The sequence below is a fragment of the Sorangium sp. So ce1335 genome, from assembly GCF_051521615.1.
Classification (GTDB): Bacteria; Myxococcota_A; Polyangia; order Polyangiales; family Polyangiaceae; genus Sorangium.
The window spans coordinates 7,823,775-7,841,506 of the sequence record NZ_CP150363.1; the positions used below are offsets into that span (position 1 = coordinate 7,823,775).

Here is a 17,732-nt window from a genome sequence, read left to right on the forward strand (position 1 = left end):
GGCAGCCATGCCGCCCGGCCCCCCCGCGGCGCTCCCGCCGCGCGTGTCTCCGCGTCTGATGCGGTCCCCGCGCAGCACATTCACGACGCGCGGGGCGATCCGAGCCCGAAGGCCGTGGAGGCTGTGGAGCGAAGGCGGCCCCGCTCCGTCGCCGGCGTCGAGGGGGGCTGGACGCCAGGGACGGCCGCGGCGGGGACGGCTGCCCCGGAGCGCGCCGCTGCCCTGCCCGCCGCGGGGAGCAACGCCTCTCCCGCCTGTGGTACCCTGCCCGCGCGACAACGGCCGTGAAGGCACGGCCATCGAGCTCCACGCTGGCAGCCCCGGTTCAGCGCTTGCTCCTCTCGAGACAACACCATGCCTGACGACACGCCCCCCGTTTCCCTGCGCGCGATCACCCGCGACAACCTCGACGCCATCCTCGAGCTCTCCGTGGCCGAGGACCAGAAGCGCTATGTCGCGACCAACGCGGTCTCGCTCGCCCAGGCGCATTTCGCGCCGGAGGCCTGGTTCCGCGCCATCTACTGCGGTGACGAGCCCGCGGGCTTCGTCCTGCTGGAAGACCACTCGCTGGACTCCCCGCCGCCGGAGAAGCCCGAGATCGCCGTGTGGCGCTTCATGATCGACAAGCGCTTCCAGCGGCGCGGCGTCGGCCGGGCGGCGATGCTGCTCGTCATCGAGCACGCGCGGCGCAAGGGGCTTTTCACGTCGCTGCTGCTGTCCTACGTGCCGGGCCCCGGGAGCCCCGAGCCGTTCTACCGCAGCCTGGGCTTCCGCCCGAATGGCCAGATGAGCGGGGACGAGGTGGTGATGGAGCTGCCGCTGACCGAGGCCCCCTCGCGGTAGCGCGCCGCCGCGCCCGTGCTGCCGGCGCGGCGATCGGTCGAGCGCGCCCAGGTGGCGGCGCTCGACCGACCGCTGGGGGCGCGCGGGCCGCCGGCGCCGTCGTGGTAAGGGCGATCGGCGGCGTCAGCTCAATACGCGAGGACCTCGACGCCCGACGAGAGCGCGCACGCGCCCTCCAGGGGATCGCCGCCGGTGCGGAGGATCTCGGACGGCTCCGGCTCGCGGTAGACGCCGGAGAGCTCGACGTCGACCATGCGCAGGATCGCGCGATCGAGCTTTGTCACGTAATAGCAGGGGATCGTCGGCTCCTTGTGGGCGCCGCCGACGCCGGAGTCGTCCGTCAAGAAGAGGTACCGGCCGCCGGTCAGCTGCGCGGCCGAGCGCATGGTGATCTCGGTGAGCTCGTCCACGCCGCTCGACGCGACGGGATAGACGTGCACCCCGCGATCCTTGAGGGCCTGTATCCCGTCGGCCATGGCCGACGCGTTGTCGTCGTGGTGGGGCGCGTCCGCGACCCAGAAGGCGAGGCGCGCGGTGGCGTCGTCCGTGCGCCAGGAGAGGTCGGACGCGGTGGAGAGCGCCATGTCGGGCGCCTCCGGGAAGTCGCCGCCGCCGTCGGCGGCCTGCGCGGCGAGCTTCTGCTGGAACTCGACGGGATCGTCGCGGAAGTCGAACCACCGGACGACGTAGTCGTCCTCGGTGTCCTTGTAGACGACGAGCGACCAGCGCTGCGCGGCGTTCGGGTAGCGGGCGAAGATCGCGTCGGAGAGCGCGATGAACTCCGTCTGGAGGTACGTGATCTCGTCGCCCATGCTGCCGGTCGTGTCGATGATGAGCGAGACGTCGAGCGTCTCCCTCTCCCCTGGCGGCGCCGCGAAGAGGCTGTGCGCGGCCTGGTGGTCGGCCTCGGTGAAGGGCAAGAGGCCCGGGAGCTGCTGCGCGTAGAGGCCGCTCCGGTACGAGAGGAAGAAGTCGAAGTTGCGGTTGTCGTCCCAGACGCCGGCCGTGAGCGTGCCCGGCTGGACGCCGCCGCCGCTGCCTCCGCCGCCTCCGCCGCCGCCTGCCCCTCCGACGCCGCCGCCGCCGCCGGTGCCCGAGCCGGGGGCGGAGGCGCCGCCCGCGGGATCGCCGCCATCCGGGATATCGGCTTCCGCAGAGGGTGCGCCGGCGCCGTCGTGATCGAAGCCGGCGCCGCTCCCCGGGATCTCGCCGTCGCCGAGGTTGCCGGAGCTCGATCCGTCGGAGCACGCCCCGAGCGCGAGGAGGCACCCCATCGTGAAAGCGAAGTGGAAACGGGTACGCATCGGGTCTCCTTGGCCGGCGTGGGTCTTCACGAGCTGTCGCGAGACGCGGCCGGGTGTGCCACCATGCATGGCGCGTACCGGGCCCGAACCGCGCGATTTCCGGCGCTATCGTGGCCGCCCGTGGAGCGTCGTGTGCCACGACGCGCCGGACCGCGATCCCGGCGGCTAGGCGACGGCCCGACCCAGGTTGGGCACCCGACCCTGGGCACCTGGCCGACCCACGTTGGGTATCCCGACCCAGGTTGAACACCCCGACCCAGGTTGGGCACCCGACCCAGGTTGAGCACCCCGACCCTGGACCCCCCGACCCAGGTTGGACCCCCCGACCCAGGTTGAGCACCCCGACCCTGGACCCCCCGACCCAGGTTGGGCATCCCGACCCAGGTTGAGCACCCCGACCCAGGTTGAGCATCCCGCCGACCACCCGACCCAGGTTGGGCATCCCGACCCAGGTTGGGCACCCGACCCAGGTTGGGCATCCCGACCCAGGTTAGGCATCCCGACCCAGGTTGGGCATCCCGACCCAGGTTAGGCATCCCGACCCAGGTTGGGCGCCCGACCCAGGTTGGGCATCCCGACCCAGGTTGGGCGCGGCCGCGGCCGCCATGGCGCCGCCACCTGGCCGAAGCACACGCCTCCCCGGCAAGCCCTGGGTTCCAGGATCCTGACCTCCCGGCCCGGGGTCGCCGACGAAAGTGCACGAACTGGCGAAGGATATCCTGCCCCGGCAGCATGCAGGCACAGGTGAGCCGGCCCGAACGATCCCGCTGCACAAAGAGCCGCTCCGGAGACCCGCCAGAACGCCGCGCCCGTGAACAGCCCGATGGTTTCCGCCCCCTCATCCCCACGCCTCCCTGCGCCGTACTCGGGCCCGCCGCCCGTCCGCTGCGCGGCGCTGGTCCACGTGCGGGCAGCCATGGCCGCCGCGCTTGTCGCGAGCGCGCTCGCGCCGTGCGGCGCCGCCGCCGCGCCCGAGCCACCGCCGCAGGGCACGCCGCCGGCCCACGAGGCCCCCTCGGCGGCGCCATCCCGCGACGCGCCGCCGGCCGAGGGGCTCGTCCCGCCGGCGCCGCTCACGCCGCTCGCCGCCGGCTACCCTGACGGGGCGCACGGCTCCGCGACGGTCCGCCTCCTCCTCACCGTCAACGCGGACGGGACCGTTCGCTCCGCTGTCGCCGAGGAGGGGCCCGAGCCGTTCGCGTCGGCCGCCATCGCCGCCGCGACGTCGTTCCGCTTCGCGCCGGCCACCAGGAACGGCGCGCCCATGGCCGCCAGGATCCGCGTCGAGGTCCACTTCACCGAGGCCTCGCCGCCCGCGACGCCCTCCCCCGCCCCCGCGGCGCCCTCCCCCGCGGCCCCCGCCCCCTCCCCCGCCCCCGCGGCCCCCGCCCCCGCGGCCCCCACCCCGCCCCCGGGCCAGCCGCCTCCCCTCGAGGTCACCGTCCGCGGCGAGCTGGCGCCGCCCGGCGTCTCCACCCTGAGCCGCGGCGAGGTCCGGCTCGTCCCCGGCGCGTTCGGCGACCCCTACCGCGCCATCGAGATGCTCCCCGGGGTGACCCCCATCGTCTCGGGGCTGCCGTTCTTCTACGTCCGCGGCTCGCCGCCGGGCAACGTCGGTTACTTCCTCGACGGCATCCGCGTCCCCTACCTCTATCACCTCGGCCTCGGCCCCTCGGTGATCCACCCCGGCATCGTGGACCGCGTCGACCTCTACCCCGGCGGCTACCCCGCGCGCCACGGCCGGTACGCCGGCGGCATCGTCGCCGGCGAGACGACGCCGCCGCTCCCGGACTGGCACGGCGAGGGCACGCTCCGGCTCCTCGACGTGGGCGGGCTCGTCGAGGGCCCCTTCGCCGGCGGCCGCGGCGTCGCGCTCGTCGGCGGCCGCTACTCCTACACGGCGCTGCTCTTCTCGCTCGCCGCGCCCGGCGTCGTGCTCGACTACTGGGACTACCAGGCCCGGCTCTCCTACGACGTCGTCCCGGGAGGCCGGTTGAGCCTCTTCGCGTTCGGCGCCCGCGACTACCTCGCCGAGGAGGAGCGCCGCGAGAGGACCACCCTCTTCGACACGACCTTTCACCGGCTCGATCTCCGGTACGACCATGCCTATGGCGCTGGCAGCGCGCTGCGCGCCGCCCTGACGCTCGGCCACGACGAGACGGGTATCGGAGGCGGCGAGAAGGCCCTCACCCGGAGCCTCGGCGCGCGCCTCGCGCTCGATCATCGCCTGCGCGACGAGACCCCGATCCGCGCCGGCATCGACGCCGTGCTCGACGGCAACTCGTTCGTTCTCAGGACCGAGGTCGATCCTCCCCCGGGCGGCGTCGAGCAGGACAACGGCAATCCCTTTCCCGACCTCTTCTCGACCCGCCACGACGTCACCGTGGGCGGTTACATCGAGTCCGACATCGCCGTCACGCCGCGCCTGCGCGTCACCCCGGGGCTCCGGCTCGATCTCTACAGCTCGGACGACGCGGTCGCGCTCGCCGTCGATCCGCGCCTCTCCGCGCGGCTCTCCCTGGCGCCCGGCGTGACGTTCGTGCAGGCGCACGGCCTCGCCTCCCAGATGCCCAGCTTCCTCGTGCCGATCCCCGGCTTCCGCCCGCGCCTCGGCGACGGGCTCCAGCGGAGCTTCCAGTCGAGCGTCGGCGTCGAGCTCGAGCTGCCGGAGGACATCACCGCGTCGGCCACGGTGTTCCACAACGCGTTCTTCAACATGACCGACGCGCTCGGCGCCGCAGGGCTCGACATGACCGAGGACGCCTTGACGGGACGCGCGCTCGGCGCCGCGACCGGCGTGGAGCTGTCCGCCCGCCGACGGCTCACCCGGCGCATCGGCGGATTCGCGTCATACACGCTGTCCCGCTCCACGCGCAGCTTCGGCCGGACAACGCAGGTCACCGCGGTCGACCGGACCCACGTTGCGAACCTCGCCCTGACCTACGATCTCGGCCGCGGGTACCGGGCCGGCGGGCGCGCCGTCTTCTACTCCGGGCTCCCGCACAGGAAGTCGGACGGCTCGATCCCCCCGCCGGGCAGCGGCGTCCCCGGAGGCCCGGAGCCCACCGCCGCCAGCCCGCCCCGATGGGAGCGGCTGCCGCCGTTCCTTCGCGTCGACGTCCGCCTGGAGAAGCGCTGGTCCATCGGAGAGACCGGCTGGCTGGCGATCGTGCTCGACGTGCTCAACGCAACGCTGTCGAAGGAGTACGTCCCCGTGGTCTGCGACGCGTTCGAGCCGTGCGAGCCCGAGGAGATCGGGCCAGTGACCGCCCCGATCCTCGGGCTGGAGGGCGGGTTCTGACGCCCCGCCCGCGCGCTCACTGGACGCCGCGGCGGCGCTCGTGGAAGCATCCCGCCGTGTCCCTCGCGCCGGCGGCGCCGGGTCGCGAGGCAGCCTCGCCCACCGAAGCCAGGAGGGGTTGCCCCAACCTAGGGGTTGCCCCAACCTGGGTCGGGGCGCCGCGAAGCCAGGATGATGCTGCGTGCACTTCTGCCGCTACGGACCGTGTGCTCGCCGTGACCCGCCGCTCCCGGCGGGCCCTCGAGCCCTGGACGAGCACATCATCGTTTCCGCCGCCTCCGTGCGGCGAGACCGGCCTCGGCCGGTGGCCGCTCCTGGCGCGCGTGGAAAAAGCGCAACAGCCAGATGTCCGATCCAGGATCGGAGACATCCGCAAAGTACCATACGACGTAGGGAAGCCTGCGGAGGAGCAGCTTGCGGACAACGGCCCCCTCCTCGTCGTTCTTTGCCTCGGCGGGTCCGATCGCGGGGAACCGGGAGACGAGCTCGATCGCCTCATCGAGGCCGACTCGCAGGCGCTCGACCCACTCGACCCCGCGGTTCTCCTGAAGCCAGCGCACCTGGGCTTCTAGATCGCGGGCGAACTCCCGGCGGAAACGGACGCGCCGGGCCATGCGAGCCGCGACCTAGCGGGCGCCGGAGCGACGGGCGCCACGGAGCGCCTCGTCGAAGACGGCGTCGATCTCCTGGCGCGACGCCTCATCGTGCTCTCCCGCCTTCATCCGCTCCCAGACCGCCCAGACCTGAGCGCGCTGCCACTCCTCCGCGCGGCTGAGCTGCTCTGCGTCATCGAGCTCCTGCACACGCTCGCTGAGGAGCACACGGATCGCCGGGGAGACCTTGAGGCCCCGCTTCTTCGCCTCGGCCTGGACCCGCGCCCGGAGATCAGCCGGGAGCACCACGCTGACCGGACCGCTGTCCTCGTCGCGGCCACGCTGCGCCGGACCACCGTCCGCGCCCCGGCCCCGCCTCGCTGCGCCCGTTCCCTTCATCGCTGCTCCTCGCCGAAACAGAATAGTGAAATCCACTACCCCGTGCAACCGGGCGGATACGTGGGTCGGTTGCCCCGTTCAACCGGGGTCGGGCGCCCCGCGGGTCCGCCCTCACGACCGCGCGCGGTCCGTCGCGCCGCCGCCTCGGTCGAGCAGCCGCTGCACCGTCGCGGTCTGCAGGTCGCGCGTCTGGGCCGTGAGCGAGTAGAGCATCGCCTCGCGGACGAGGCGCTGCGCGGCGTTGTCGAGCAGGTTGGCGCTGCCGCCCGTCGCCGCGACCGCCGCGTGCGCGGCCCGCACGCCCAGCTCGATGCACCAGGCGCGGACGCGCACCGCGTGCTCGCCATACCCTTCCGCTTCCGGCCGGTCGGCCCAGGCCTCGACCTCGGCGCGGGCGTCGTCCCGCTCGCCCTCGAGGGACCGCGCGGCGCCGGCCAGGTGCGCGCTGCCGCGGCGCCCGGCCAGCTCCGCGAGGAGCGCCGCGGCGGCCCCGGCAACGCCCAGGGAGAGCGCCGACGGCGTCAGCAGGCCCGCCACGTCGCGGGCGGCCTGCTGCTCGCGCGTCGCGGTGACGATCACCTGCTCGGCGCCGACGCGCAGGCCGCGCAGCGTCAGCGACACCGTGGCCGAGGCGTTCATCGCGCTGAGGCGGAGCGGCGGCGACGGCTCGATGGCATCCCCCGCCCAGAGCGGCGTCAGCACGTACATCAGGCGGCCGTCGGGGAGCGCGCCCGCGATCACCGCGTCGTCGGCGATCCCGTGGCCGGTCAACCAGGGCACGGTGCCGTCGAGGCGAACCGCGTCGCCGTCGGGCTCGACGCGGACCATCGGCGGCCCCGGCCGGCGGACGTGCGAGAAGCCCACGGTGCAGAAGCGCTCGCCGGCGGCGAGGCGAGGCAGGACGCGCTCCTTGAGCGCCTCGTTGTCGCCGCGCGCGATGAGCGAGCACGCGGCGGTGGCGTGCTGCATCTGGACGAACGCTGTCACCCCGCAGGCGCCGGCGAGGATCTCGAGGACCTCGCGCGCCACCCGCGCCGGGGCGCCCTGGCCGCCGTGGCGCGCGGGCGTCGCGATGCCGAGGAGACCGGCGTCCGCGAGCGCGCGGATGTGCTCGCGGGGAACCGCCTCGGCCTGATCGGTGGCGCTCGCCGCCGGCGCGAGAACGAGCGCCGCGACCCGGCGGGCGCGCTCGAGCAGCGCGCCGGGGTCGGCCGCGGCGGGCGGGGTGGGCGATGGGGCGGACATGCGATGAGTGTATTCCGCCGCGGCTTACGGCGCGGCGAGCGTCGTGCCCCCAGCACGGAGCGGCGTTGGTGGCGAAGATGGCCGGGGCCCCACCGGACGGGGCTTCTGCTGCGCACGCGTGGGAGCTCGCAGCCCGCCGCGCGTCGGCAAGCCAGCTCTTGTTCGTCGGCCCCTCCACCAGGGGCAGCTCAGCTTGGCTCGTCGAGGAACTCGGCGATGGACTCGGCGACAGCGGCCTTCTCCAGCCAGCGCTCGAGCCGCTCCGGATCGTTCTCCGCGAGGATACGCTCACGTGCCGCATCCGACACCGCGATGCCGCGAGCACGGAGCACCGTGAGCACGTCGCGCGCACGAGTCTCGCGGAGCCCCTCGTCTCGCCCCAGCGCGACGTACTTCTTCGCGAAATCGCTCTGGAACTCGTAACCCTTCACCATCGCCTCCAGCGCCCGCCGGGCCGCCTCGTTCAAGGAGTTTAGCACGAGATCGCCGTAGAATCTGGCGCGTTCGTCCCCGAGCCCCGCGACTGCCGACGATGTGCACCCCGCTCGGAACATCGTCGTCGAGCAGGAGTACAACAAGATCGGCGCGGTACTCGGTCGGCTGGATCTTGGTCAGATCGATCGAGACGAGGCGCGCTTCGGTGTAGGAAGGGAGCGCGACGCCGAGCGCTTCGGACAGGAGCTCGGCGCCGAGGGAAGGGCGGCTCTTGAACAGATCGACGAGGACCTCGTGGGCCATGGAGGGCATGGCGGCGAGCGTGGCACGCTGACAATCGAAACACCATGAGGCCGCTCGTGGGAGTCCCGTCCCCCAGCGAGAGCTCGTGATTCACCAGCCACGCTTGGCAACGTGAGCCGCGGCGCCCTCGTCATGCGCGCGTCCGCCGCGCCCTCCGCCCCGCTCCCGCTGCCCCTGCGCTGGACGGCGGCGGGGCCGGCGGAGCAGGCGCCTCCGGGCGCGGCATCAGCCCTTCCAGGAGCAGGCCGCTGACGAGGCCCGCGAGCTTCGCCGCACCCCCAGGGGAGAGCGAAGAGAGGATCCGAACCACAGAGGCACAGAGGCGAGAGAGAAGAGAATTGTTTCTCCCCTCTGTGCCCTCTGTGGTTCCTTTTCTCCAGGACCCCGCCGCGACGCGAGCAAGCGGCGGACTGGCGCCCAGCGGGGGCTCTCCACGACACCTCCAGCGCCGCTGCCCGGCGAGGGCGAAGATCGAATGATTCCAGAGCAAGATCCGGAGTGCGGCGCGCACCGGCGATAGCTAGCTTCCCTCATGAGCCGCAGGCCTGACGGCGAAGGCCGCGCACATCACGAGCGACGCCGCCCTGCGCGACGGCGTCGCGATCGGGGCGGCCGTCGTTCGACGGCTGCGCGCCGACGTTCCGTTGCCGTCGGTGAACGGATGAACGGACCAGTTCAACAGCAGTTCAACAGGAAAGAGAGCGAACCATGACCAGGCGACTCGAAGGCAAGGTGGGCATCGTGACGGGCGCGAGCTCGGGTATCGGGCGGGCGACGGCGGTGGCGCTCGCGCGCGAGGGCGCGAAGATCGTCGCCGCCGGACGGCGCACAGCGGAGCTCGAGGCCACGGTGCAGGCCGCGGCCAAGGCAGGCGGGCAGGCGCTCGCGTGCACCGCCGACGTCACAAGGGAGGGCGACGTCAGGCAGCTCGTCGACTTCACCCTGGAGAGGTTCGGCCGGCTCGACATCGGGTTCAACGCCGCGGGCGGAACCTTCGGCGGCGCGCTGACGCACCAGCTCGAGGAGCGCGACTTCCGCGACTGGCTCGATGGATACCTGGTGAGCGCGTTCCTGTCGACGAAGCACCAGATCAGCGCGATGCTGAGGTCGGGCGGCGGCAGCGTCATCAACGTCGGCACCTTCGTCGGGTACACGAAGGCGCTCCCCGGGACGGCCGGATACGCCGCCGCCAAGACCGGCCTCATCGGCCTGACCCGCACCGCCGCCGCCGAGTACGCCACCCAGGGCGTCCGCGCCAACGTGCTCATCGTCGGGGGCGTCGACACGCCGATGTTCCGGCTCTGGAACGACACCGACGAGAGGCGCGGCGCCGCCGCGCAGCTCCACGCCATGAAGCGCGTCGCGGCGCCCGACGAGATCGCGGGCGCGGCCATCTTCCTCGCGAGCGAAGAGGCGTCCTTCATCACCGGAAGCGCCTTTGCCGTCGAGGGGGGCGTCTCGCTCACGTAGCGCGCGACACCCACCCTCGCGCGGCGCCCTCCCCCGCCGGCCGGGGCCCCGTCGCGCTCCGCGCAGCGCGGCTCCGCTACTGCGCCACGACGCCGAGCTGCTGAAACAGCGTCAGGTTGTCCTCGATGTGCCAGTTGTCGGTGATGCGGCCGTCCTGCACGCGCAGGATGTCGGTGGCGATGAAGTCGATGGCCTGCCCGGCGCCCTTCCTGTCGCCGAACGTGCCCGTGAAATGGCCCCGGAAGCGCAGGTGCGCCACCACGCGGTCGCCGGCGACGAGGAGCTGCTCCACCTCGCAGCTCAGGTCCGGCACCGCGGCGCGGAAGCTCTTCGACGCGAACGCCGGCCCGGGCGGCCCCTGCGGACGCCCCTTCGGCAAGGTGCGGTCGGTGAAGGTCGGCGCGATCGCCGCGTCGAGGTAGCGCGTCTCGCCTGTGTTCCAGAACGCGTAGAAGCGCCGCGCCGCCAGGATCTCCGCGTCGGCCTGCGCCTTCGAGAGGCTCGCGTCGACGACCGTCGACCGCGGCGCGGGCAGGTCCTCCGCGTCGGCGCCCTGCACGTAGCAGGCGCTCGCGGCGACGAAGAGCGAGAGGGAAAGGGCGCTGATCAGGATGGGCTTTCTCATGACATGTCTCCCTGGGACAACGAGGTTGGACGGCCGGCCACCGCGCACGCGCGGGAGGGCGGCGCCGGCAGCGCTGGAGAACGCCGCGCCGCGGAGCGCGAGACCGCCCCGCGCGGCGACAGGACCACCTTGATCCTTTCCACGACGGATGAGAACGACCGCGCTCGCGCAATCAGCTTTTCGAAAAAGTTGAAGATGCCGGGCCGCGCCGCTACCCTGCGCCCTGGCGCCGAGATCGCGCCGGATTCGCGCGGGGCATGAGCGATGGTGGAGCTCGAGGACATGCGGCTGTTCGTGTGCGCCGTCGCGCGCGGCAGCCTCTCGGCGGCGGGGCGCGAGCTCGGGGTCTCGCCGGCCGTGGCGAGCAAGCGCATGACGCGGCTCGAGACGGCGCTCGGCGTGCGCCTCCTCCAGCGCAGCTCTCGGCGCCTCACGCTCACCGGCGAGGGCGCGACCTACCACGAGCGCTGCGTCGCCATCCTCGCCGACGTGAGCGAGGCCGAGCTCGCGGTCTCGGCCGGCCAGGCCGAGGCGCGCGGCCTGCTGCACGTCTCGGCGCCGGTCGACCTGGGCCGGCAGTGGGTCGGGCCGGCCGCGGCGGACTTCGCGGCGATGCACCCGCAGCTCGGCGTGCGCGTGAGCCTCTCCGACCGCGTCGTCGACCTGTTCGAGGCCGGCGTCGACGTGGCCGTGCGCATCGGCGCGCTGGCCGACGCGCGCCTCGTCGCGCGCCGGCTGGCCCGGAGCCGCCGCGTGCTCTGCGGCGCGCCGGCCTACCTCGAGCGGCGCGGGTGGCCGCGCGCGCCCGCGGACCTCGACGGGCACGCCTGCATCGTGCTGCAGCGCCCGGGCATGCGCCCGCTCGCGTGGACCTTCCGCACCGCGCGGGGGCTCCACACCGTCCGCCCCGCGGGCCAGCTCGTGGCCGACAGCGGCGACCTCGTGCGCGACTGGGCCGTCGCCGGCCACGGCCTCGCCTTCAAGTCGATCTGGGACGTCGCCGCGGACATCGAGGCCGGCCGCCTCGTGCCGCTCTTGACCGACCTGCCCGCGCCGAGCTCGGCCGTGAACGTCCTCTACCCGAGCCGGCGCTTCCTGCCCGCCCGGGCGCGGCTGTTCATCGACTTCCTCCAGCAGCGCTTCGCCGCGCACGAGGCCGCGGTGCTCGCCGCCGCCGCGCCGCGCGGCTCCGGCGAAACCTTACAGCGCGTTCAGCGTCCGCGCATGGACCACGGGGCGCGCCGGCTTGCTACCCTCCGGTCGCCATGAACTACCGAAATCTTGGACGCACTGGCCTGAAGGTCAGCCCACTCTGCCTCGGCACGATGAACTTCGGCCCGGAGACCAGCGAGCCGGACAGCTTCGCGATCATGGACCGGGCCCTCGAGCACGGGATCAACTTCTTCGACACGGCCAACGTGTACGGCCGGAAGCGCGGAGAGGGGATCACCGAGCAGATCATCGGCCGCTGGCTCGCGCAGGGCGGCGGGCGGCGGGATCGCATCGTCCTCGCCACGAAGGTCTATGGCACCATGGGCGAGGGGCCGAACGACAGGCACCTCTCGGCCTATCACATCCGGCGCGCCTGCGAGGGGAGCCTGCGCCGCATGCAGACGGACCATATCGATCTCTACCAGATGCACCACATCGACAGGGAGACGCCCTGGGACGAGATCTGGCAGGCGATGGAGCAGCTCGTCCGCGAGGGGAAGGTCCTCTACGTGGGCAGCAGCAACTTCGCCGGCTGGCAGATAGCGCAGGCGAACGGCCTCGCGGCGCAGCGGCACTTCCTCGGCCTCGTGTCGGAGCAGAGCCTGTACAACCTCGACGCGCGCACCGTCGAGCTCGAGGTCCTGCCCGCGTGCCGCGCGTTCGGGCTCGGCGTGCTGCCCTGGAGCCCGCTCGCCGGCGGCCTGCTCGGCGGCGCCCTCCAGAAGGCGCGCGAGGGCCGCCGCGCCTCCGCCGACGCCCAGGCCCGCATCGAGAAGGCCCGCCCGAAGCTGGAGGCCTACGAGGCGTTCTGCGCCGACCTCGGCGAGAAGCCCGCCGACGTGGCCCTGGCCTGGCTGCTCAAGAACCCCGTCGTGACGTCGCCCATCATCGGCCCGCGCACCGCAGAGCAGCTCGACGGCAGCCTCCGCGCGCTGGAGATCAAGCTGACGCCGGAGCACATGAAGCGCCTCGACGAGATCTTCCCCGGCCCCGGCGGCGAGGCGCCGGAGGCGTACGCCTGGTAGCCGCGCCCCGGGTGGCGCTCGGCGCTCGCGAGAGCCGCCCGGGCCACCCCCGCCCTTGCCTGCCGCGCCCTCCGCGCCCGCAAGCCCGCGCCCGACACCACGAGTGAACAACACCGCCCGATGGGTCGATTTCGATTCCAGGTCGGCCGGCCGGTGCCCTACGCTCCGAGGTCCCATCACGCGTCGGGGGACGCTCGGGCACGAGGGGAGATCTCATGGGCCAACGGCGCTATGAACAGGGGCTGCACGACGTCGGCAACGGCTGCTTCGCCTACCTTCAGCCGGCGGGCACCTGGGGGCTCAGCAATGCGGGGCTCGTCACGTCGGACGGCGAGGCGCTCCTCGTGGACACGCTCTTCGACCTGAAGCGCACGCGCGAGATGCTCGACGCCATGCGCGCGGCGACCCCCGCCGCGGCGCGGATAGGCACCGTCGTCAACACCCACGCGAACGGCGACCATTGCTACGGCAACGCGCTCGTCGACGGCGCGACGATCGTCGCCACGCGCGCCAGCGCCGCCGAGATGGACGAGATCCCCGCGCCGGTGCTCGCCGCGATCATGCGACAGGCGCGCAGCGGCGCCGCCGGCCCGCTGGGCGATTACCTCCTCCATTGCTTCGGCGCCTTCGATTTCGACGGCATCGCCCCCACCGCGCCCACCCGGGTCTTCGATGGAGAGCTGACGCTCGCTGTCGGGTCCAAGGAGGTCCGCCTCCTCGAGGTCGGCCCCTCGCACACGAAGGGCGATCTGCTGGTGCACGTGCCCGCAGATCGCGTGATCTACACGGGCGATGTCCTCTTCATCGACGTGACGCCGATCATGTGGGAGGGGCCCGTCGGCAACTGGATCAAGGCCTGCGATACAATCCTCGCGGCCGACGTCGACGTCATCGTGCCCGGGCACGGCCCCCTCACGGATCAGAGGGGCGTGCGCGCGGTCCGCGATTACCTCGTGTACATCCGCGACGAGGCGCGCCGCCGCTACGACGCCGGCATGTCCCCGACCGACGCCGCGCGCGACATCGCGCTCGGCGAGTACGCGCGCTGGAGCGACGCCGAGCGCATCGCGGTGAACGTGCACACCCTCTACCGCGAGTTCAGCGGCGGAAAGCTGGCCCCGCCCGGCCTGCTCGAGATCTTCGGCCTCATGGCCGAGCTCGCGCGGAGGCCGCGCTGAAGGAGCCAGAAAAAGACGATCGTCATCCGGTCACCATGGCAAGGGGAACGAGGGGGAACGAGGGGGAACGAGGGGAAACGACGGGGAAGAAGAGAAGATAAGCCAAGAGCACGCCGCTCGTCCATGGTGACAGGCGATTCGCGGCGTCCGTCTACCGCGTCGCCCGGGCTCGCCCCCGGCTCCGCGACGGAGCGACGGAGAAGGGGACGAACCACAGAGGCATGGAGAGCACAGAGGATGAGGGACCAGAGTCTTTCTTCCTCTGTGCCCTCCGTGCCCTCTGTGGTTTCTTCCCTCATGAAACCATGGACAGGCCCGGACAACGCGGCACGAGGCCGCGCGCAAGGGGCGCCGCCAGCCGCCGTGGACAGAGAGTTTCCCCCGAGAGCGACTCCGGGTCAAGCGACGCAACGGGCGTCCACGGACAGACAATGTCCATTCCACCGCGCCGCCGTCGAGCCCACGTCGCACGGCATCACCCCTTCAGGCCGGTGCGGGCGACACCCTCGATGACGTACCGCTGCGCCGCGATGAACACCGCGAGGATCGGGGCGCTCGCCACCACCGCGCCCGCCGTCACGAGCGCGTAATCGGTGGAGTGCGCCGCTTGCAGCAGCGCGAGGCCGGGCGACAGCGTGAGCTTCTCCGGGTTGAACAGCACGTAGATCGGCCAGAGGAAGTCGTTCCAGTTGCTCAGCAGGCTGAGCACGGCCAGCGTGGCCAGGGCCGGCTTCGACAGCGGCAGCACGATCTTCCAGAACACGACCAGCCGGCTGGCGCCGTCGAGCGCCGCCGCCTCCTCGAGCTCGCGCGGGAGACCGAGGAAGAACTGCCGCAGGAAGAACACGCCGAACGCCGAGGCGGCCGGCGGCACGACGAGCGCCGTGAGGCTGTCGAGCCAGCCGAAGGCCCTGACGATCAGGTAGTTCGACGGCAGGAACACGATCGGCGGGATGAACAGCGTGGCGACGATCGCCGCGAGCACGAGCCGCTTGCCGCGGAACTCCATGCGCGCGAGCGCGTAGGCCGCAGGCGCCGCCGTGGCGATCACGAGCAGCGCGTGGGCCACCGCGGCCAGCACGCTGTTCAGGAACCAGCGGAGCACCGGCGCCTGCGCGCTCGCGCCCGCGAACGCCGCGTAGCTCTCCACCGTCACCCGCGCGGGCAGCAGCGTGGGCGGCACGGCCGTCGCCTCGTGCGGCGCCTTCAGCGACGTGAGCGCCATCCAGATCACCGGGGCGAGATAGACCACCGCGAGCGCGATCAGCGCGGCATACGACAGGGCCCTCCCGACCTTCCGCCGGCGGACAGGGCAGCCCCCGGCGAGCAGCGCGATGGGCGCGGACGGCTGACGGCTCACGGGCCCTCCTCGCCGCGGCCCCGGCCGAAGAACAGGAGGAGCATGCCGAGGTTCACGAGCGCGAGCAGCAACGCCTGCACGTAGCTCATCGCCGCCGCGGAGCCGAGCCGGAAGTTCCGGAACCCCTCCTCGGCGATGTACATGATCGTCGTGCGCGTCTCGCTCCCCGGCCCGCCCCCGGTGACGAGGTACGCCTGCCCGAACATGTTGGCCGACGCGAGGACGGTCATCGTCACGACGAACACGAACACCGGCCTGAGCCCCGGCACGGTGACGTGACGGAACTGCTGCCAGCGGCTCGCGCCGTCGATGCGCGCGGCGTCGTAGAGCTCACGATGGATGTTCTGCAGGCCGGCCAGGTAAATCACCGCGTTGTAGCCGAGCGTCCACCACACCGTCATCCCCACCAGCGAGACCCACACCCACGGGACCGCCGTTGTCCACCCCGTGTCCGACGGCAAACCCATCTTCCCGAGCAGGTGGTTGATCACGCCGATGTGGGGGTCGAGCAGGATCCGCCACAGGAGCGCCACGACCGCCACGCCGAGCACGTAGGGCGCAAAGAACATGGCCCGGAAGAACGAGCGGCCGGGGAAGCGCTGGTTGAGCGCGAGGGCGAGCAGCAGCGGGAGTGTCACGAGGACAGGCACGCTCAGCGCCGTGAAGAGGGCCGTGGCCCGCACCGCGCGCCAGAAATTGCCGCGGATCGGCGAGCCCGACCGGAACAGGTCGGCGTAGTTGTCGAGCCCCACCCAGGGATGGGTCGGCAGGAATGGGTCCCAGTCGTGGAGGCTGAGCCACACGCCGAGGACGATCGGCACGACGACGAAGAGGCCGAACAGCGCGAGGTACGGCGCGAGGAACAGGTAGGGAGCCCACCACCCCGGGCGCGCGACGTCGCGCCGCAGCCGGCGCGCGCCGGGAGCAGCGCTCTTTGGGCCGCCGTCCGCCTCGGCGGGGCCGGGCTCGACGAGGGGGACGTCGGCCGCGGTCACAGCGTCCTCCCGAACTTCCTCAGGTTGTCCGCGAGCAGCGCGTCGGCCTCGCGGGCGGCGCGGCCGAGGGCCTCTCTCGGCGCGGCCCTCAGCAGCACGGCCTCGTTCACCGCGAGATCGAGCGTGGACGCGCGCACAGCGTCGATCCCGGCGATCGCCGGCGGGAACCGGACGACCGGGATCTGCTCGGCGAAGATCGCCTGTTCCGTCATGCGCCGGAACGCGGCGCTCTCCCGGGCCTCACGCCGCGCCGGCACCATGCCGGCCCTCGCCCACTCGAGGGAATGCCGGCTCAGCCAGTCGACGAAGACCACCGAGGCCTTCAGCCGGCCCTGGCCGGACGCGGGCTGGCGCGGGAGCACGAGGTTGTGCGAGTTGGCCCAGACCGCCCGCTCCGCGCCGATGGTCGGCACCGGGAGGACGCCCCACCGGAGCCCGGGGATCGACCCGTAGATGTTGAGCATCCAGATGCCGTTCCAGATGAAGGCGTTCCGGTTGTTGGTGAAGGCGATGCTGTCCGCGTCCTGGCCGACGTTGCGCGGGCTGTACCCCCGCTGGATCAGCTCGAGCATGAAGGAGAGCGCCTCGACGCCGGCCTCGGAGTCGAACGTGGCCCGGGCGCCGTCCTCCGAGAACAGCTCGCCCCCGAACTGCCACAGGAGCGACTGGAACATCAGCCCTCCGGTGAACAGGGCCGGCGACACCCACGATCCCTGGACCCCCCGCCCCTTGAGCTGCTCGAGGACGGCCATGGTGTCGCGCCGGGAGCGCGGCAGCGCCTCATCGCCGATGCCGGCGTCGGCCAGCACGGTGCGGTTGTAATAGAGCCCGAGGGGGTGCACATCGAGCGGAATGCCGTAACGGCGGCCCCGGAAGACGCCCGCGTCCCAGAGCGTCCTGGAGAAGTCGCCGGCGCCGAGGCCGAGCGCGTCGGTCACGTCGTCGAGCGGGAGGATCGTGCGGTGGGCCGCCGCCGTGGCGAGCTGATCGGCGTGCAGGACGGCCACGTCGGGGCCATGGCCGCTGTCGACCGCGGCCGGGAGCTTCTGATAGAAGTCGCCCCAGCGCGCCACGCTCATGCGCACCGTGATGTTGTCGTGCTCGCGGTTGAAGCGCGCGATCAGCCGCTCCATCGGCCCCCGGTCGCCCCCGGTGAAGCCCGTCCAGAACGCGAGATCGAGCGCGGGGCCGGCGTAACCCCGGCTGCCGCCGGCCGCGATCGCGGCCTGATCGCGCACGTCGACCGTCTCGCCGCGACAGCCGAGCAGCAGCAGGCCCGCGGCAGCGGCCGCGCCGGCGAGGAGCTCGCGGCGGCCCGGAAGCCGCTCAGGATCTCCCTGCGTCCCCGGTGCTCGCGCCCTCTCCATGTGCCCTCTGCTCACGTGTTCTTGCCGCGGAGGGTTCGCATTCGGCTCGTGGCCTGCGACCGGGCCGAGCCGTGGCT

At 72.7% G+C, this 17,732-nt stretch carries 16 protein-coding genes; 7 read left to right on the forward strand and 9 right to left on the reverse strand.

All coding sequences use genetic code 11. The features are described 5' to 3' along the window. Positions 1 to 354: 354 nt before the first annotated feature. Positions 355 to 843 (forward strand): N-acetyltransferase family protein, encoded by a 489-nt coding sequence (locus WMF24_RS28785; protein ID WP_437730612.1) that lies wholly within the window; start codon positions 355 to 357, stop codon positions 841 to 843. Between the two features lie 128 nt (positions 844 to 971). Here the strand turns inward: WMF24_RS28785 and WMF24_RS28790 are convergent, their stop codons facing one another. Further along, on the reverse strand, positions 972 to 2,147 hold the full coding sequence (locus tag WMF24_RS28790) for a vWA domain-containing protein (RefSeq protein ID WP_437730613.1): 1,176 nt from the start codon (positions 2,145 to 2,147) through the stop codon (positions 972 to 974). A 916-nt stretch (positions 2,148 to 3,063) separates the two neighbouring features. Here WMF24_RS28790 and WMF24_RS28795 point away from each other — a divergent pair. Continuing rightward, a complete protein-coding gene (locus WMF24_RS28795; RefSeq protein WP_437730614.1) occupies positions 3,064 to 5,448 on the forward strand; it encodes a TonB-dependent receptor domain-containing protein in 2,385 nt (794 codons plus the stop codon). 260 nt (positions 5,449 to 5,708) lie between these two features. Here WMF24_RS28795 and WMF24_RS28800 read toward each other — a convergent pair whose 3' ends face one another. The 4 genes from WMF24_RS28800 to WMF24_RS28815 all read right to left on the reverse strand — a co-directional run bounded on the left by WMF24_RS28800 (position 5,709) and on the right by WMF24_RS28815 (position 8,164). Then, the gene (locus WMF24_RS28800; protein ID WP_437730615.1) at positions 5,709 to 6,062 is read right to left on the reverse strand and encodes a type II toxin-antitoxin system RelE/ParE family toxin; all 354 of its coding nucleotides are present in this window, start codon (positions 6,060 to 6,062) and stop codon (positions 5,709 to 5,711) included. A gap of 12 nt (positions 6,063 to 6,074) precedes the next feature. Then, positions 6,075 to 6,440, reverse strand: a complete 366-nt coding sequence (locus tag WMF24_RS28805; protein ID WP_437730616.1) for a hypothetical protein — start codon at positions 6,438 to 6,440, stop codon at positions 6,075 to 6,077. A gap of 111 nt (positions 6,441 to 6,551) precedes the next feature. After that, positions 6,552 to 7,685 carry an acyl-CoA dehydrogenase family protein gene (locus WMF24_RS28810; protein ID WP_437730617.1) on the reverse strand — a complete coding sequence of 378 codons (1,134 nt, stop codon included), beginning with the start codon at positions 7,683 to 7,685 and terminating at the stop codon, positions 6,552 to 6,554. Positions 7,686 to 7,873: 188 nt separating this feature from the next. Then, positions 7,874 to 8,164 carry a hypothetical protein gene (locus WMF24_RS28815; protein WP_437730618.1) on the reverse strand — a complete coding sequence of 97 codons (291 nt, stop codon included), beginning with the start codon at positions 8,162 to 8,164 and terminating at the stop codon, positions 7,874 to 7,876. A 55-nt stretch (positions 8,165 to 8,219) separates the two neighbouring features. Between WMF24_RS28815 and WMF24_RS28820 the strand changes: the two genes are divergently transcribed. Then, positions 8,220 to 8,471, forward strand: coding sequence for a hypothetical protein (locus tag WMF24_RS28820; protein WP_437730619.1), 252 nt, complete (start codon positions 8,220 to 8,222; stop codon positions 8,469 to 8,471). 660 nt (positions 8,472 to 9,131) lie between these two features. Beyond that, positions 9,132 to 9,893, forward strand: a complete 762-nt coding sequence (locus WMF24_RS28825) for an SDR family oxidoreductase (protein WP_437730620.1) — start codon at positions 9,132 to 9,134, stop codon at positions 9,891 to 9,893. Between the two features lie 76 nt (positions 9,894 to 9,969). On the opposite strand, the gene WMF24_RS28830 is transcribed toward WMF24_RS28825, so the two are convergent. Then, the gene (locus WMF24_RS28830) at positions 9,970 to 10,518 is read right to left on the reverse strand and encodes an ester cyclase (RefSeq protein WP_437730621.1); all 549 of its coding nucleotides are present in this window, start codon (positions 10,516 to 10,518) and stop codon (positions 9,970 to 9,972) included. Between the two features lie 264 nt (positions 10,519 to 10,782). Between WMF24_RS28830 and WMF24_RS28835 the strand changes: the two genes are divergently transcribed. From WMF24_RS28835 to WMF24_RS28845, 3 genes are all read left to right on the forward strand, one after another. Then, a complete protein-coding gene (locus WMF24_RS28835) occupies positions 10,783 to 11,787 on the forward strand; it encodes a LysR family transcriptional regulator (protein WP_437730622.1) in 1,005 nt (334 codons plus the stop codon). Next, entirely contained in the window at positions 11,784 to 12,755 is a 972-nt protein-coding gene (locus tag WMF24_RS28840) for an aldo/keto reductase (RefSeq protein ID WP_437730623.1), read from the forward strand. Before WMF24_RS28835 ends, WMF24_RS28840 begins: the two co-directional genes overlap by 4 nt. 215 nt (positions 12,756 to 12,970) lie before the next feature. After that, complete coding sequence (locus tag WMF24_RS28845) at positions 12,971 to 13,933, forward strand: MBL fold metallo-hydrolase (protein WP_437730624.1); 963 nt, start codon at positions 12,971 to 12,973, stop codon at positions 13,931 to 13,933. 475 nt (positions 13,934 to 14,408) lie between these two features. On the opposite strand, the gene WMF24_RS28850 is transcribed toward WMF24_RS28845, so the two are convergent. From WMF24_RS28850 to WMF24_RS28860, 3 genes are read right to left on the reverse strand one after another with little or no spacing between them, the layout of a single operon-like run. Beyond that, a complete protein-coding gene (locus WMF24_RS28850) occupies positions 14,409 to 15,293 on the reverse strand; it encodes a carbohydrate ABC transporter permease (protein ID WP_437730625.1) in 885 nt (294 codons plus the stop codon). Next, positions 15,290 to 16,288, reverse strand: a complete 999-nt coding sequence (locus WMF24_RS28855) for a carbohydrate ABC transporter permease (RefSeq protein WP_437730626.1) — start codon at positions 16,286 to 16,288, stop codon at positions 15,290 to 15,292. The genes WMF24_RS28850 and WMF24_RS28855 overlap by 4 nt, the downstream gene beginning before the upstream one ends. Further along, positions 16,285 to 17,655 (reverse strand): ABC transporter substrate-binding protein, encoded by a 1,371-nt coding sequence (locus tag WMF24_RS28860; RefSeq protein ID WP_437730627.1) that lies wholly within the window; start codon positions 17,653 to 17,655, stop codon positions 16,285 to 16,287. The genes WMF24_RS28855 and WMF24_RS28860 overlap by 4 nt, the downstream gene beginning before the upstream one ends. Between the last annotated feature and the right edge of the window lie 77 nt (positions 17,656 to 17,732).

Bases quoted from the DNA above. Each gene is read 5' to 3' on its own strand.
- WMF24_RS28785 (WP_437730612.1), top strand. From the start codon at position 355: ATGCCTGACGACACGCCCCCCGTTTCCCTGCGCGCGATCACCCGCGAC.
- WMF24_RS28790 (WP_437730613.1), bottom strand. From the start codon at position 2,147: ATGCGTACCCGTTTCCACTTCGCTTTCACGATGGGGTGCCTCCTCGCG.
- WMF24_RS28795 (WP_437730614.1), top strand. From the start codon at position 3,064: ATGGCCGCCGCGCTTGTCGCGAGCGCGCTCGCGCCGTGCGGCGCCGCC.
- WMF24_RS28800 (WP_437730615.1), bottom strand. From the start codon at position 6,062: ATGGCCCGGCGCGTCCGTTTCCGCCGGGAGTTCGCCCGCGATCTAGAA.
- WMF24_RS28805 (WP_437730616.1), bottom strand. From the start codon at position 6,440: ATGAAGGGAACGGGCGCAGCGAGGCGGGGCCGGGGCGCGGACGGTGGT.
- WMF24_RS28810 (WP_437730617.1), bottom strand. From the start codon at position 7,685: ATGTCCGCCCCATCGCCCACCCCGCCCGCCGCGGCCGACCCCGGCGCG.
- WMF24_RS28825 (WP_437730620.1), top strand. From the start codon at position 9,132: ATGACCAGGCGACTCGAAGGCAAGGTGGGCATCGTGACGGGCGCGAGC.
- WMF24_RS28830 (WP_437730621.1), bottom strand. From the start codon at position 10,518: ATGAGAAAGCCCATCCTGATCAGCGCCCTTTCCCTCTCGCTCTTCGTC.
- WMF24_RS28835 (WP_437730622.1), top strand. From the start codon at position 10,783: ATGGTGGAGCTCGAGGACATGCGGCTGTTCGTGTGCGCCGTCGCGCGC.
- WMF24_RS28840 (WP_437730623.1), top strand. From the start codon at position 11,784: ATGAACTACCGAAATCTTGGACGCACTGGCCTGAAGGTCAGCCCACTC.
- WMF24_RS28845 (WP_437730624.1), top strand. From the start codon at position 12,971: ATGGGCCAACGGCGCTATGAACAGGGGCTGCACGACGTCGGCAACGGC.
- WMF24_RS28860 (WP_437730627.1), bottom strand. From the start codon at position 17,655: ATGGAGAGGGCGCGAGCACCGGGGACGCAGGGAGATCCTGAGCGGCTT.